This window comes from Cupriavidus sp. C2SS-8b (genome assembly GCF_057073745.1).
In genome coordinates, this window is sequence record NZ_CP172716.1 from 735,963 (window position 1) to 749,126 (window position 13,164).

Below are 13,164 nucleotides of genomic sequence, written 5' to 3' on the forward strand. Positions count from 1 at the left end.
GACACGACAAGCCAAGCTATGAAGATTCACATCCAGGGCGGCCGCCTGATCGACCCGGCCGCGAACCTCGACGCCCAGCAGGACCTCTATATCGCCGCCGGAAAGATCGTCGGCGTTGGCAGCGCGCCGGCGGATTTCACCGCCAACAAGACCATCGACGCCCGCGGCCTGATCGTGTGCCCGGGTCTGGTCGACCTCTCGGCGCGGTTGCGCGAGCCCGGCTCCGAACACCGGGCCACGCTCGAATCCGAAGTTGCAGCGGCGGCCGCCGGTGGCGTGACCAGTCTGCTCTGCCCGCCTGACACAGATCCCGTGCTGGATGAGCCCGGCCTGGTCGAGATGCTGAAATTCCGCGCCCGTACGCTGAACCAGACGCATGTCTACCCGCTGGGCGCGCTGACGCAGGGCCTGAAGGGCGAAGTGCTGACCGAGATGAACCAGCTGACCGAAGCCGGTTGTGTCGGTTTCAGCCAGGCCGATGCGCCCGTGCGCAACACGCAGGTGCTGCTGCGTGCGCTGCAGTATGCGCAGACGTTCGGGTTCACCGTGTGGCTGCGACCTGAAGATCCGTTCCTTGGCGGTGGCGTGGCCGCGAGCGGCGCGGTGGCGTCGCGCCTGGGCTTGTCGGGCGTGTCCGTGATGTCCGAGACGGTGCGCCTGCACACCATCTTCGAACTGATGCGCTCTAGCGGCGCCCGGGTCCATCTTTGCCGCTTGTCGTCGGCAGCGGGGCTGGAACTGGTGCGACAGGCCAAGCGAGAGGGCTTGCCGGTGACTTGCGACGTGAATATCCACCACGTCTCGCTGACCGACATGGATATCGGTTACTTCAATTCGCAGATGCGCTTCTCGCCGCCGCTGCGCAGCTCGCGCGACCGCGATGCCATTGTCACGGCGCTGGCCGACGGCACCATCGACGCGCTGTGTTCGGATCACACGCCGGTGGACGACGACGAGAAGCTGCTGCCGTTCGCCGAAGCCACTCCGGGCGCGATCGGTCTGGAACTGCTGCTGCCGCTGACGCTGCGCTGGGCCGCCGAGCACAAGGTGCCGCTGCAGACGGCCCTGGCCCGCATCACCTCCGAGCCCGCGCGCGTGGCTGGTCTGAAGGCCGGTACGCTGGCAATGGGGGCCGTTGCCGACGTTTGTGTGTTCGATCCGAAGGAAGTCTGGAAGGTCGAACGCCAGTCCATCAAGAGTCAGGGCAAGAACTCGCCGTGGCTGGGTTATGAGATGGAGGGCAAGGTGCGCATGACGGTGGTCGGCGGGCAAATTGTCCACGGCAACAACAACCACCACTGACACGCGCATGGTCTGGCTGCGCAAGACGGCGTTGGTGCTGCACCTGTTGAGGGGGCTGCTGACCTGCGCGGTGCTGTTCCCCTGGCTGGGCGTACGTTCACGTGAATGGCACATTCGGCGCTGGTCGCGCCGTCTGCTGCGCATCTGCGGGATGGAGCTCGAAATCGCCGGTGAAATGCCGGCGCACGGCGGCAGCCAGGGTGCGCTTGTGGTTTCCAACCACATTTCATGGCTGGATATCTATGTGATTCACAGCTGGCGGCCGGTGCGCTTTGTTGCCAAGTCGGAGATTCGGAGTTGGCCGGTTATTGGCTGGCTGTGCGAGAAGACTGGGACGTTGTTCATCGAACGCGCGCGCAAGCGTGACGCGCATCGGGTGCTGCATGACATTACCGATGTGATGCTGCAGGGCGATCTAGTCGGCGTGTTCCCGGAGGGTACGACGACGGATGGCAGCGATGTGTTGCCGTTTCACGCGAACTTGATGCAGGCGCCGATCTCGGGCGGGGTGCCGGTGTTGCCGCTGGGACTTAGTTATGTGGATGCGGCGACTGGCAAGCCTACGCTGGCGCCGGCCTATATTGGCGACCTGAGTCTGCTCGACTGTCTGAATGCTGTGCTTAAGGCGCCGCGCATCAAGGCGCGGCTGTCCATTGGTCCGCTGCTTTATCCCGCCTCCGGCAGCCGTCGCGAACTGGCAGGCTCGGCCCGCGAAGTGGTCGTTCACCTGAAGCGGGGGGCGCACGAAGCCGCTGCCGAAGCCGCCGTGCGGCGCAGTCAGGAAGATTCGGGCGAGGCCAGCGTGCCAGCCCCTGCTACCATCAGTTGAGTTCTGCTGTCGTCCCCTGCCATGGCGGGGACGACAGGATCAGGCAAGCGGATCACAATATTGCGGGCATTCCACCTGGATGAGCGTCCGCGCGCCGGGATCGGCCGCGAGCCGTGCAGCCGTGAGCTTGCCACCCCAGACACAGCCCGTATCTAAAGCCATCAGGTTCGGGCGCATCACCAGGCCGAGAGTCGACCAGTGTCCGCAGACGACGGTGACATTCTCCGTGCGACGTCCCGGCACGTCGAACCATGGCATGAATCCGGCAGGGGCATTGCCCAGTCCTTCCTTGGTCTTGAAGTCCATCACGCCGTCGACCGTGCAATAGCGTAGCCGTGTCATTGCGTTAATGATTACCCGGTGGCGCTCGGCGCCTCGCAGGCCGTCATGCCAGCGGTCGGCGGCATTGCCGAAGATGTCGGCAAGGAAGCCTTGCCAGTTTGGACCTTGGAGTTGTTCTTCGACTTCGTGGGCGAGGTCGATGACGTGTTCGGCGGACCATTGGGGCAGGACGCCGGCGTGGACGATGAGAAAGTCGTCCTCGAGCAGAGCGAGCGGGCGATGACGTAGCCAAGTCAGCACGTCGTCACGGTCTGGTGCGGTGAGGATGTCTTGCAAGGTGTCGGACTTTCCGTTCTTGCGGACACCGGCGGCAGCGGCCAGGGCGTGGATGTCGTGGTTTCCCAGGACGGTTTCGGCACGTGTGCCCATGGCGCGGACGGTGCGCAGGGTCTGGAGAGAGGCGGGGCCGCGGTTGATGAGATCGCCCACCAGGCGGAGGCCGCTGTCAGCGGGCACTTTGGCGAGGAGTTGGTCAAAGGAGCCGGAGCATCCCTGGAGGTCGCCGATGGCGTAAGGTGTTTTATCAGACATACAAAGACCGCCTCTGAGGAGCAGGAAGGAAAATGCGGCGCCAAGACTCGGGAACCAGTCCGGAGCCTCAGAACATTGTTACGCATCGTACAAACCCCGGTCCGTGCGGCGGTAGCGTGCACATAGAGTTGGATAGAATACCTCGACTTCTGCAGTTGCTTAGCGCCCGCCAGACTCAGATGGGCACGATGGCCAGTGGTCATTGCCGGGTTTCTGAAAATATCGGGGCAGGGAGCATGTCGTGTCGCATATTTTGGTGACTGGGGGCGCCGGATTCATTGGAGCCAATTTCGTTCTGGCATGGTTGAGCAATAGTGCGGCAGATGGTGTCGTCAATGTCGATAAGCTGACTTATGCCGGCAATCGCAAGACGCTGTCATCGCTGGAGGGCGACAGCCGCCACATCTTTTCGCAGACGGATATCTGTGATCGAGACGCGCTCGACAAGCTATTCGCGGCATATCAGCCGCGGGCGGTGGTGCATCTCGCAGCGGAGAGCCATGTTGATCGTTCGATTCATGGTCCCGCGGAGTTCATTCAGACGAATATTGTCGGCACTTTTACGCTGCTCGAAGCCGCTCGCGCGTACTGGAGTTCGCTCGAAGAGCCGGCCAAGTCAGGATTCCGCTTTCTCCACGTTTCCACGGACGAGGTGTTCGGATCGCTGGGCGAGAACGACCCGCAATTCTCGGAGGCGACCCCATACGCGCCTAACAGCCCATACTCCGCATCCAAGGCTGCCTCTGATCATCTGGTCCGTGCGTATCACCACACCTATGGCCTGCCCGCTCTTACCACAAACTGCTCAAACAACTACGGGCCGTACCACTTCCCCGAGAAGCTTATCCCGCTGGTGATTGCCAATGCGCTGGCCGGTAAACCACTGCCCGTTTATGGCGACGGCCTGAACGTGCGTGACTGGCTGTATGTCGGCGACCATTGCTCCGCCATTCGAGAAGTACTGGCGCACGGACGGCCGGGCGAAACCTACAACGTAGGTGGCTGGAATGAAAAGACCAACCTCGATGTCGTCCACACGCTCTGTGATCTGCTGGATGAACTGCAGCCGATGAGCGGTGGCTCTTACCGCGACCAGATCCAGTTCGTAAAAGACAGGCCAGGCCACGATCGTCGCTACGCGATTGACGCTCGCAAGCTGGAGCGCGAACTTGGCTGGAAGCCAGCCGAGACTTTCGAGACCGGGCTGCGCAAGACCGTGCGGTGGTATCTGGATAACCAGGCATGGGTGCAAGACGTAATGTCGGGCGAATATCGCAACTGGGTGGCGAAGCAATATGCAACGTAATCCGAATGTACCGACGCTTCTCATCACCGGCTGCAATGGGCAGGTTGGATTCGAGCTGCGACGCAGTCTGGCGCCGCTTGGTCATGTGGTGGCACTGGATCGCGCCGCGTGCGACCTGACAGACCACGACATGGTGCGCCGCGTGGTACGCGAGAATCGCCCCGATGTGATCGTCAATTCTGCAGCTTATACGGCAGTTGACAGAGCCGAATCAGACGCGGAATTGGCCTTTGCCATCAACGGTGCCGCTGCGGGCGTCCTTGGGGACGAAGCTAGGGCACTTGGCAGTCTGCTGGTGCATTACTCGACGGACTACGTGTTCGACGGTACCAAGGACGGGGCCTACGTCGAAACGGACGCGGTCAATCCCCAATCCGTATATGGCAGAAGCAAGCTGGCAGGCGAGCAAGCCATCGCTGCTTCGGGAGCGCAGGCGTTGGTCCTGCGGACATGCTGGGTGGCCGGTGTGCACGGGGGCAACTTCGCCAAAACCATCCTGCGTCTGGGCAAGGAGCGTGAGCAGTTGCGGGTTATCGCCGATCAGTTTGGTGCGCCCACCACCGCATCGCTGATTGCCGACGTCACGGCTCAGATCGTGGCTAGGCACTGGCTGGCAGGTGACCAAAAGGCCTTTGTCGGGGGTATCTATCACTTTGCAGCGGCCGGTGAGACAAACTGGCACGCCTATGCCACCGAAGTCCTTCGCTATGCGAGGTCGCACGGCGCGGAACTCAAGGTCGATCCGGAAAAAATCGAAGCCATTCCTGCCACGGCATATCCGTTGCCAGCGCCGCGACCGTCCAATTCTCGACTGGATACCACGCGACTGCGGGAAACCTTCGGCATTTACATACCTGACTGGAAGCAGGGGATCCACCACCTGCTGGACCAGATCCTTACGTAACAGGGGGGCACCATGCGTAAAGGGATTATCCTGGCCGGTGGGTCCGGCACTCGTCTTTACCCGATCACGCGGTCTGTTTCCAAGCAGCTGCTGCCGGTGTATGACAAGCCGATGATCTACTACCCGCTGTCAACGCTGATGCTGGCTGGGATCCGGGACATCCTCGTCATCTCCACCCCCGAAGACACGCCGCGCTTTTCCGAGATGCTGGGCGACGGAAGCAAATGGGGCTTGAGCCTGCAGTACGCAGTACAGCCATCGCCCGACGGACTGGCCCAAGCCTTCATTATTGGTCGCGAATTCGTTGGAAATAAGCCCAGCACGCTGATTCTTGGGGACAACCTGTTCTTCGGCCACGATCTTGTCAGTCAGCTTACGCGCTCCGCAGATCAAGAACGGGGTGCAACGGTCTTTGCCTATCACGTGCAGGATCCGGAGCGCTATGGTGTGGTGGAGTTCGATGAACACTTTCGCGCTATCTCGCTCGAAGAGAAGCCGGCTACGCCGCGTTCGAACTACGCCGTGACAGGTCTGTATTTTTACGATAATCAGGTCTGCGACATTGCCGCCGAGATCAGGCCGTCAGGCCGTGGAGAACTGGAGATCACCGACGTCAACAAACGGTATCTCGAAATGTCCGGCCTGAATGTCGAAATCATGGGGCGCGGCTATGCGTGGCTGGATACGGGCACGCACGACTCCTTGCTCGATGCCGCCAGTTTTATCGCAACGCTGCAAAAACGGCAGGGGCTGATGGTCGCGTGTCCGGAGGAAATTGCCTATCGGAGCAAGTGGATCAGCGCGGAACAGGTGGCCCGCCTGGCAGCTCCGTTGGCAAAAAATTCGTACGGGCAATATCTGCAGCGCCTCCTGCTGGACGGCGTTAGGTAAGAGGGCCGAAGCCATGAAACTGACGGTAACACCGACAAAGCTGGATGGTGTGATGGTTCTTGAACCGAAGGTGTTCGGCGACGACCGAGGGTTCTTTTTCGAAAGCTTCAATGCTAGGGACTTCGAGGCGGCTACCGGGCTGCGGCGCGAGTTTGTTCAGGACAACCATTCCCGCTCGGCGAAGAATGTACTCCGCGGTCTGCACTACCAGATCCAGCATCCACAGGCAAAATTGGTGCGTGTTGTGTCAGGCGAAGTCTTCGATGTGGCTGTGGATTTGCGCCGATCGTCGCCGACATTTGGGCAATGGGTGGGTGTGAGCCTGAGCGCTGATAACAAGAAACAGCTTTGGGTGCCCGAGGGATTTGCGCATGGCTTCGTGGTCCTCTCCGAGGCAGCGGAATTTCTCTACAAGACGACTGACTATTGGTACCCCGAGCATGAGCGCAGCCTTCTTTGGAGTGATGAGACGATTGGCATCGAATGGCCTATTGAGGAGCAGCCAGTTGTTGCTGGCAAGGATGCGGTGGGCAGGCGGTTGGCAGAGGCGGAAGTGTTTGCGTGACGGCAAAGTCGTGCGATGAAATGAGGGACTCGATCTGCGAACTCGTCCTCCTTCATCGGGAGGTGCGCTGCCTGAAAGTGATCCCGTTCGGTGTGTCTCAGGTGCGAGACAAGTAGCCGAGCGGGCTGTTTCACGGTTCCCTCCCTTAATACGCGCAGAGAAGGGCGCATCTCCGAGCGAGCGGTTGCTTTTCTGAAGCACGTTCGTCAAAAATACTAGCTTTGCCGCCGCGAGTTCGCCGTTCGGCGGGCCGCGCAGCACTGAGTGGTCGGTCGGCTATGCCGCGGCTAGGACCGGGTATTCCAGCTTGCCACTATGGTCCCGAGCCGCACACTTCGAAGCTGCCAAAGAGATCGGGGTGAGCAAGCCTCCCGAAGATGCGCCTACCTGTCTACTGTCGGTGATAGGAACGGTTCTTGCGGACCTCTATCGCCGCTCCGATTCTGTAAGCGCGTGTATCGGCAGGATTTATAATTTGTGGTGTTTGCGTCACAATTGTGGTGAGATTGGCTAAAGTAGGCATGATCAGTAGCAACGATTGGTGACTTTAGGCGCTGAGATTGGTTTCAATTTGGCCACCTAGCAGCGCGATGTGCCCTTGGCAAGTACTAATGGTCGGATTGTGCCGAACGTTACACCTGGCAAGACAAAATTACACGGCTTTTACAGGGTGATTGGAACGCTCCGTTACAATTCGCGCCTCAGCCAAGAAATGCGGGTCAATCATGCAAATCATTCCAGTCATTATCTCCGGTGGGGCAGGGACCAGGCTTTGGCCGGTCTCCCGTGAAGCGTTCCCCAAGCCCTTGCTGAAGCTAGCCGATGGGGAAAGCCTGCTGCAGAAGACTTTCAAGCGGGCCACTTTGTTTCGGGACGTGCCAGAGGTCGTCGTCGTCACAAACCGGGAGACCTTTTTCCTGACTCGGGATGAGTGCCAGGACGTGAACGAGGATCGCATTCCGCTTGGGTTTGTGCTCGAGCCGTTTGGCCGCAATACGGCGGGCGCAGTGGCATCTGCGGCATGCTGGATCAAGCAGCATCACGGCGAGGATGCGGTGATGCTGGTGTTGCCCGCGGATCATCTGATTGAGGACCTCGATCAGTTCCAATCGGCAGTGAATGCCGCAGCTGCGGCCGCGACCGAAGGGCGCATCGTGACGTTTGGTATTCGCCCGACAGCTCCCGAGACCGGCTATGGCTATATCGAGTTCGATACGGAGCGGGGATTGGACGGCGTCCATCCCGTGGTCCGGTTCGTCGAGAAGCCGAAACTAGACGTCGCCGAGGCGCTGATTGCGGGGGGGGCGCATCTCTGGAACTCCGGGATGTTCTGCTTCAGCGTGAAGACCATCCTCAAGGAGTTCAACAACTTTACTCCGGACCTGCTTCGGGCTTGCGAAGGTAGCTTTGCTGCGGGCGCTGTTTCGACGGCAGATTGCTGCCGCGCTCTGGAACTCGAGGCGGCACACTTTAAGCGTGTCACGGACATCTCCATCGATTACGCGATCATGGAAAAATCAGATCGCGTCTCAGTTGTGCCGAGCAATATGGGATGGAGTGATATCGGCTCCTGGCATTCCATTAGCGAACTGACGCCACCGGATTCACAGGGCAATCGTATCTATGGCGATGCGCTGTTGCATGGTGTTAGCAACTGCTATATCAAGAGCGATGAGCGAGTGGTTGGAGCGGTGGGTGTAGACAACCTAATTATTGTCGATACCCCCGACGCGCTGCTGGTGGCGAACCGCGATTGCACGCAAGATGTGAAGCATATCGTTGGTCAGCTTAAGCAGAACGGGCATGATAGCTACAAGATCCATAAAACCGCACACCGCCCTTGGGGTACCTACACCGTTCTGGAAGAGAGCGACCGTTTCAAGATCAAACGGATCGTAGTGAAGCCTGGCGCGCAGTTGTCTTTGCAAATGCACCACCATCGCAGCGAGCACTGGATTGTAGTGAGCGGGACGGCCGACGTTGTTAACGGCGAACAGATTATTTCGCTGCAGCCGAATCAATCTACCTATATTCCGGCCGGACATAAGCATCGGTTGATTAATCCTGGTGTAATGGATCTTGTGCTGATCGAGGTGCAATGTGGCGAATACCTCGGTGAGGACGATATCGTGCGCTTTGCCGATTCTTACGGCCGAGCTAGGTAATGCCAATAGGATTGATTCGCTCCGTGTGGAATTATCGCGGATTTATTATTGGTAGCGTCAAGCGAGAATTTCAGTCACGTTATAGAAATTCAATTCTAGGTGCTGCATGGACGGTGATCAACCCGCTGGCGATGATCGTTGTCTATACGGTTATTTTTTCGCAGATGATGCGCGCGCGCCTTCCCGGTGCAGAGAGTCACTTGGCATACAGTATTTACTTGTGTGCCGGTGCATTTACGTGGGCGTTCTTTGCGGAAATAATCGGCCGTGCACAAAATGTATTTATTGAGCAAGCAAATCTGATTAAGAAGCTGAGTTTCCCTCGCATTTGTTTACCCGTCATCATCGTGCTAAATGCGGGTCTGAATTTTGCTGTTGTATTCTCGCTATTCCTAATTTTTCTAGTGGTGTCCGGTAATTTTCCAGGGTGGGCGCTTTTCTCAATTCTGCCGGTGCTTGGCGTCCAGATTTTGTTCTCAATTGGCTTGGGCATGATCCTTGGTGTACTGAACGTGTTTTTCCGGGATGTCGGCCAACTCATGGGGGTTGTTCTGCAATTCTGGTTCTGGTTGACGCCCGTGGTTTATCCGTTGAATGCGATCCCGGAATTTGCCCGTCGCATTGTGGAATGGAATCCGATGACAGTGCTGGTGAGTGCTTACCAAGCCATTCTGGTGCGCGGCGAATTTCCGGACTGGGCCGCTCTCGTGCCGGTCATCGTGCTGGCTCTACTGTTGTGCGTAGCCGGCATGCATCTCTTCCGCACCCGGGCCGGTGAAATGGTGGATGAGCTTTAATGAGCACGATTCTCGTAAAACAGGTCGGCAAGGCATACAAACAGTATCCGACCCGGTGGTCACGCTTGCTGGAATGGTGTGTTCCCTTCGGACGGCAGCATCATTCGCTGAAATGGGTGCTCAGGGATGTGTCGTTTACCGTCCAGCCCGGCGAGGCGGTTGGGATCATGGGTGTCAATGGTGCTGGGAAGAGTACCCTGCTGAAGATGATCACCGGCACGACATTGCCGACCACGGGTTCGATTAGTATTGGCGGACGCGTTTCTGCGCTGCTGGAGCTTGGCATGGGCTTTCACCCTGACTTTACTGGGCGTCAGAATGTGCTGATGGCCGGGCAACTTCTGGGTATGGACGCCACCGAAATTCAGGATCTGATGCCAGAGATCGAGGCGTTTGCCGAAATCGGCGCCTATATGGACGAGCCGGTACGAGTCTACTCAAGTGGCATGCAAATGCGCGTTGCCTTTAGCATCGCGACGGCGCGCCGCCCGGACGTGCTGATCGTCGACGAGGCTCTCTCGGTAGGCGACGCTTATTTCCAACACAAGAGCTTTGATCGAATCCGTACCTATCGCGACCAAGGGACCACTTTGCTGATGGTTTCCCATGACAAGACGGCCATTCAGTCGATTTGTGATCGCGCTATCTTGCTGGACAGCGGGCGCTTGGTGAAAGAGGGCAGGCCAGAGGATGTCATGGATTATTACAATGCGATGCTGGCAGAGCGCGAAAGCGGGGCTATCGCCCAGCGTGTCCTGGAAAATGGCCATGTCCAGACGGTCTCGGGGAGCGGGGAGGCCTTCGTATCCAATATCATTCTGCTGAATGAGGTTGGACAACCCGCTGAAACGATTGAAGTTGGGGCGAAGGTAATGCTGTGGGTGGAAGTTACGACGAAGGCGCACATTCCGGAATTGGTTCTCGGATATCTGATTAAAGACCGGTTCGGACAGCCCATATTCGGCACAAACACCCACCTCAAGAATCAGGTGGTGCAAGATGTGCGCGCCGGTCAACGCATTATCTACAAGTTTGAGTTTCCGGCCAACCTAGGGGAGGGGCATTACTCCATCGCGACATCGGTCGCGAGCTCTGATACGCATCTCCGGAACAATTACGAGTGGACAGACCGAGCGTTGATGTTTTCGGTCGTAAACGCCAGCCATTCCCATTTCGTGGGATGCGCATGGCTGGATCCAATGATTACGGTAGAGTGCTAGTCGACTACATGGCCAAAGTCTTCCTCAATCGATTGCTGGCGCACCTTAATCTTGCTGTTACCAAGCGCTCGACGCTTGATCATTTGCGGAATGATTTGGTCCGTTCGTGCCGCAGTGATTCCGGCGCGCTTGATACGAGCGCGGCGGATATCATTCGTGCCTTGAATGATCGTCTGCAAGGGACGGAACTCGCCGTCGCGCTGGCTCGCAATGAAGCCATCAAGCATCAGATTGCCTCGAAGTGGTCTGTATTGGATGCGCTGGATACCAGCATGCGCAACGATTCTCGGTCGTTAATATGTCCTCTGTGCGGGTATGCCGATGAAGGCGCGGGTTTTAGATCATATGAGGCACATTGCGCGTTCGGCGGGGGAAGGCTTTCCCGGCACCAGTGTCCGACTTGCGATGTGATCTTCGGACCAAACAAGATGCTGAAGCTGACCGGTGCTGAATTAGCGCAGGAATATGCTTGGCACTACCTTGTCTACGCCGAAGGGGATTCCACCGAACAGGAAGTGCGGGCCTTTCATGCCTTGCACCCGCGGCGAGATGGGATTTATCTGAACTATGGTGCCGGATCCTGGTCACGCACGCTGCAAGTTCTGCGTCAGGAAGGCTGGCAAGTATATGGATTCGAGCCGCATGGCGAGACGGCGGCGGGCGCCGAGGGTGTCTTCACGGATTACGCTTCGCTGGCCAGGATGCGATTCGATGGGATCTTTTCCAATAATGTACTTGAGCACTTACGGTATCCGATTGAAGAGCTTCGCCAAATGGGCGCGTTGCTGAAGCCCGGCGCGACCATGGTGCACGCCACGCCGTGCTTCGAGTACCTATACGAATATACACGCTTTCATCTCTATTTCTTTTTGGGGCGCTCCCGGACGTTATTGGGCGAGAAAGCAGGTCTTAGCCTGCAGTGCTTTATCCAGGATGGTGAGTTCATGGCGGCGGTGTGGCAACAATCCTTAAAATGACGTTTCAATCTTACGCTCAGAATTTCGAAGATGTCCTGTTGTGGCGTACGCTCAAGCAGGAGGAGGCCGGCTTTTATGTGGACGTGGGTGCGAACGACCCTTCGCTGCATTCTGTCACGCGAGCGTTCTATGAGCGCGGCTGGTCTGGATTGAATATCGAGCCCATGCAGCAGTATTTCGACCGCCTGAAAGAGGCTCGTGGGCGAGATATCAACCTTCAGTGCGCTATCGGTGCCGAGTCGGGGGAGGTAACGTTCTACACCATCGCCGACACCGGGTTGTCAACGATCGAAAAGGACATAGCCGAATCTCATACACAATCGGGCTGGCATCCTAGCGAATCCACGATACCCGTGCGCACGCTGGCCGAGGTGTGTGACGAATTTGTTGGTGACCGCGAGATCCACTTCCTGAAGATTGACGTCGAGGGGGCGGAGCGCGAAGTTGTCGCCGGGATGGACTGGGTGCGCTGGCGTCCTTGGGTGGTAGTGCTAGAAGCAACTCGCCCGCTGAAACAGGAGGTCAGCAGCGCAGAATGGGAACCGATGCTGCTCGCGCATGGCTATGTTTTCGCCCATTTCGACGGGCTGAACCGGTTTTATGTAGCCAATGAGCATGCGGACCTGGTCGAGTCATTGCAACTGCCCCCGAATGTATTCGACCATTTTCTCGTCGACTGGATGGTCAACGCGGGCAAGCGGGAGATGGAGGCCCACCTTTCAGATCGCATAAGGGTACTCGAAGACGTGATTGCCCGGCGAACACAAGAACTCGATGCTGCCCGTCATGATGTATCCCGCCTATCCGAAGAACTGGCTATCGCGTACGGGCAGAATAGCGATCTGGCGGAACGATTAGCTACCATGGCCGAACGACTAGCTACCATGTATGCCAGCACGTCCTGGCGCATCACCCGACCATTGCGCGTGGCAGGGAGCTTGTTGAAGGGGCGGCCTGCGGCAAGCAGTGCGGTTACTGCAGGTGTATCGTCTGCTGTTGCTCGCCCCCCCGTTCTTACTGCCGCGGCGAAATCGGACCATGGGTCGTTCGCCCGACGTGTGGTGCGCCGACTGGGCCGGAGAGCCGTGGAGTACCTCCGCCACCATCCTTCGCACAAGAGTCTTGTGCTGCGAGCGCTGGCGCGCTACCCGCGACTCGATCGTCGCATTCGGAAGATGATGATTCCGCTGACTGCGCCGGCGGTAGGCGTGGCGTCGATGAGTTTTGACATGCGTGCGAACGGCGATTGGCAGGACTTGCCCGCTACCGAGCGCTGGGTAGTCAAACGCATCGCGAACAAAATGCACAACGTCAAGGTCGAGGAGACAAGGTAAC

At 58.3% G+C, this 13,164-nt stretch carries 12 protein-coding genes; 11 read left to right on the plus strand and 1 reads right to left on the minus strand.

Going from position 1 to position 13,164, the window contains the following annotated elements; all coding sequences use genetic code 11:
- Positions 1-18: 18 nt before the first annotated feature.
- Both ACIGJB_RS03360 and ACIGJB_RS03365 read left to right on the plus strand, forming a co-directional pair.
- Positions 19-1,302, plus strand: coding sequence for a dihydroorotase (locus ACIGJB_RS03360; protein ID WP_483731389.1), 1,284 nt, complete (start codon positions 19-21; stop codon positions 1,300-1,302).
- Positions 1,303-1,309: 7 nt separating this feature from the next.
- Positions 1,310-2,131 carry a lysophospholipid acyltransferase family protein gene (locus tag ACIGJB_RS03365; RefSeq protein WP_483731390.1) on the plus strand — a complete coding sequence of 274 codons (822 nt, stop codon included), beginning with the start codon at positions 1,310-1,312 and terminating at the stop codon, positions 2,129-2,131.
- A 39-nt stretch (positions 2,132-2,170) separates the two neighbouring features.
- Here the strand turns inward: ACIGJB_RS03365 and ACIGJB_RS03370 are convergent, their stop codons facing one another.
- Positions 2,171-3,004 (minus strand): symmetrical bis(5'-nucleosyl)-tetraphosphatase, encoded by an 834-nt coding sequence (locus ACIGJB_RS03370; RefSeq protein WP_483731391.1) that lies wholly within the window; start codon positions 3,002-3,004, stop codon positions 2,171-2,173.
- Between the two features lie 241 nt (positions 3,005-3,245).
- On the opposite strand from ACIGJB_RS03370, the gene rfbB reads away from it, so the two are divergent.
- The 9 genes from rfbB (at position 3,246) to ACIGJB_RS03415 (ending at position 13,163) form a co-directional block, all read left to right on the plus strand.
- A complete protein-coding gene (gene rfbB / locus ACIGJB_RS03375; RefSeq protein WP_483731392.1) occupies positions 3,246-4,310 on the plus strand; it encodes a dTDP-glucose 4,6-dehydratase in 1,065 nt (354 codons plus the stop codon).
- Positions 4,300-5,214: a dTDP-4-dehydrorhamnose reductase gene (gene rfbD, locus ACIGJB_RS03380; protein WP_483731393.1), complete on the plus strand. Its 915-nt coding sequence runs from the start codon at positions 4,300-4,302 to the stop codon at positions 5,212-5,214. Before rfbB ends, rfbD begins: the two co-directional genes overlap by 11 nt.
- A gap of 12 nt (positions 5,215-5,226) precedes the next feature.
- Positions 5,227-6,105: a glucose-1-phosphate thymidylyltransferase RfbA gene (gene rfbA / locus ACIGJB_RS03385; protein ID WP_483731394.1), complete on the plus strand. Its 879-nt coding sequence runs from the start codon at positions 5,227-5,229 to the stop codon at positions 6,103-6,105.
- A gap of 13 nt (positions 6,106-6,118) precedes the next feature.
- Positions 6,119-6,670, plus strand: a complete 552-nt coding sequence (gene rfbC / locus ACIGJB_RS03390) for a dTDP-4-dehydrorhamnose 3,5-epimerase (protein WP_483731395.1) — start codon at positions 6,119-6,121, stop codon at positions 6,668-6,670.
- A 725-nt stretch (positions 6,671-7,395) separates the two neighbouring features.
- Positions 7,396-8,835, plus strand: a complete 1,440-nt coding sequence (locus ACIGJB_RS03395) for a mannose-1-phosphate guanylyltransferase/mannose-6-phosphate isomerase (RefSeq protein WP_483731396.1) — start codon at positions 7,396-7,398, stop codon at positions 8,833-8,835.
- Positions 8,835-9,632, plus strand: coding sequence for an ABC transporter permease (locus ACIGJB_RS03400; protein WP_483731397.1), 798 nt, complete (start codon positions 8,835-8,837; stop codon positions 9,630-9,632). Before ACIGJB_RS03395 ends, ACIGJB_RS03400 begins: the two co-directional genes overlap by 1 nt.
- Positions 9,632-10,852, plus strand: coding sequence for an ABC transporter ATP-binding protein (locus ACIGJB_RS03405; RefSeq protein ID WP_483731398.1), 1,221 nt, complete (start codon positions 9,632-9,634; stop codon positions 10,850-10,852). The genes ACIGJB_RS03400 and ACIGJB_RS03405 overlap by 1 nt, the downstream gene beginning before the upstream one ends.
- A gap of 8 nt (positions 10,853-10,860) precedes the next feature.
- Positions 10,861-11,829, plus strand: a complete 969-nt coding sequence (locus tag ACIGJB_RS03410; RefSeq protein ID WP_483731399.1) for a class I SAM-dependent methyltransferase — start codon at positions 10,861-10,863, stop codon at positions 11,827-11,829.
- Complete coding sequence (locus tag ACIGJB_RS03415) at positions 11,808-13,163, plus strand: FkbM family methyltransferase (protein WP_483731400.1); 1,356 nt, start codon at positions 11,808-11,810, stop codon at positions 13,161-13,163. Before ACIGJB_RS03410 ends, ACIGJB_RS03415 begins: the two co-directional genes overlap by 22 nt.
- Position 13,164: the final 1 nt, after the last annotated feature.

Coding starts and splice junctions, on each gene's coding strand:
- ACIGJB_RS03360 (WP_483731389.1), top strand. CDS start 19: ATGAAGATTCACATCCAGGGCGGCCGCCTGATCGACCCGGCCGCGAAC.
- ACIGJB_RS03365 (WP_483731390.1), top strand. CDS start 1,310: ATGGTCTGGCTGCGCAAGACGGCGTTGGTGCTGCACCTGTTGAGGGGG.
- ACIGJB_RS03370 (WP_483731391.1), bottom strand. CDS start 3,004: ATGTCTGATAAAACACCTTACGCCATCGGCGACCTCCAGGGATGCTCC.
- rfbD (WP_483731393.1), top strand. CDS start 4,300: ATGCAACGTAATCCGAATGTACCGACGCTTCTCATCACCGGCTGCAAT.
- rfbA (WP_483731394.1), top strand. CDS start 5,227: ATGCGTAAAGGGATTATCCTGGCCGGTGGGTCCGGCACTCGTCTTTAC.
- rfbC (WP_483731395.1), top strand. CDS start 6,119: ATGAAACTGACGGTAACACCGACAAAGCTGGATGGTGTGATGGTTCTT.
- ACIGJB_RS03395 (WP_483731396.1), top strand. CDS start 7,396: ATGCAAATCATTCCAGTCATTATCTCCGGTGGGGCAGGGACCAGGCTT.
- ACIGJB_RS03400 (WP_483731397.1), top strand. CDS start 8,835: ATGCCAATAGGATTGATTCGCTCCGTGTGGAATTATCGCGGATTTATT.
- ACIGJB_RS03405 (WP_483731398.1), top strand. CDS start 9,632: ATGAGCACGATTCTCGTAAAACAGGTCGGCAAGGCATACAAACAGTAT.
- ACIGJB_RS03410 (WP_483731399.1), top strand. CDS start 10,861: ATGGCCAAAGTCTTCCTCAATCGATTGCTGGCGCACCTTAATCTTGCT.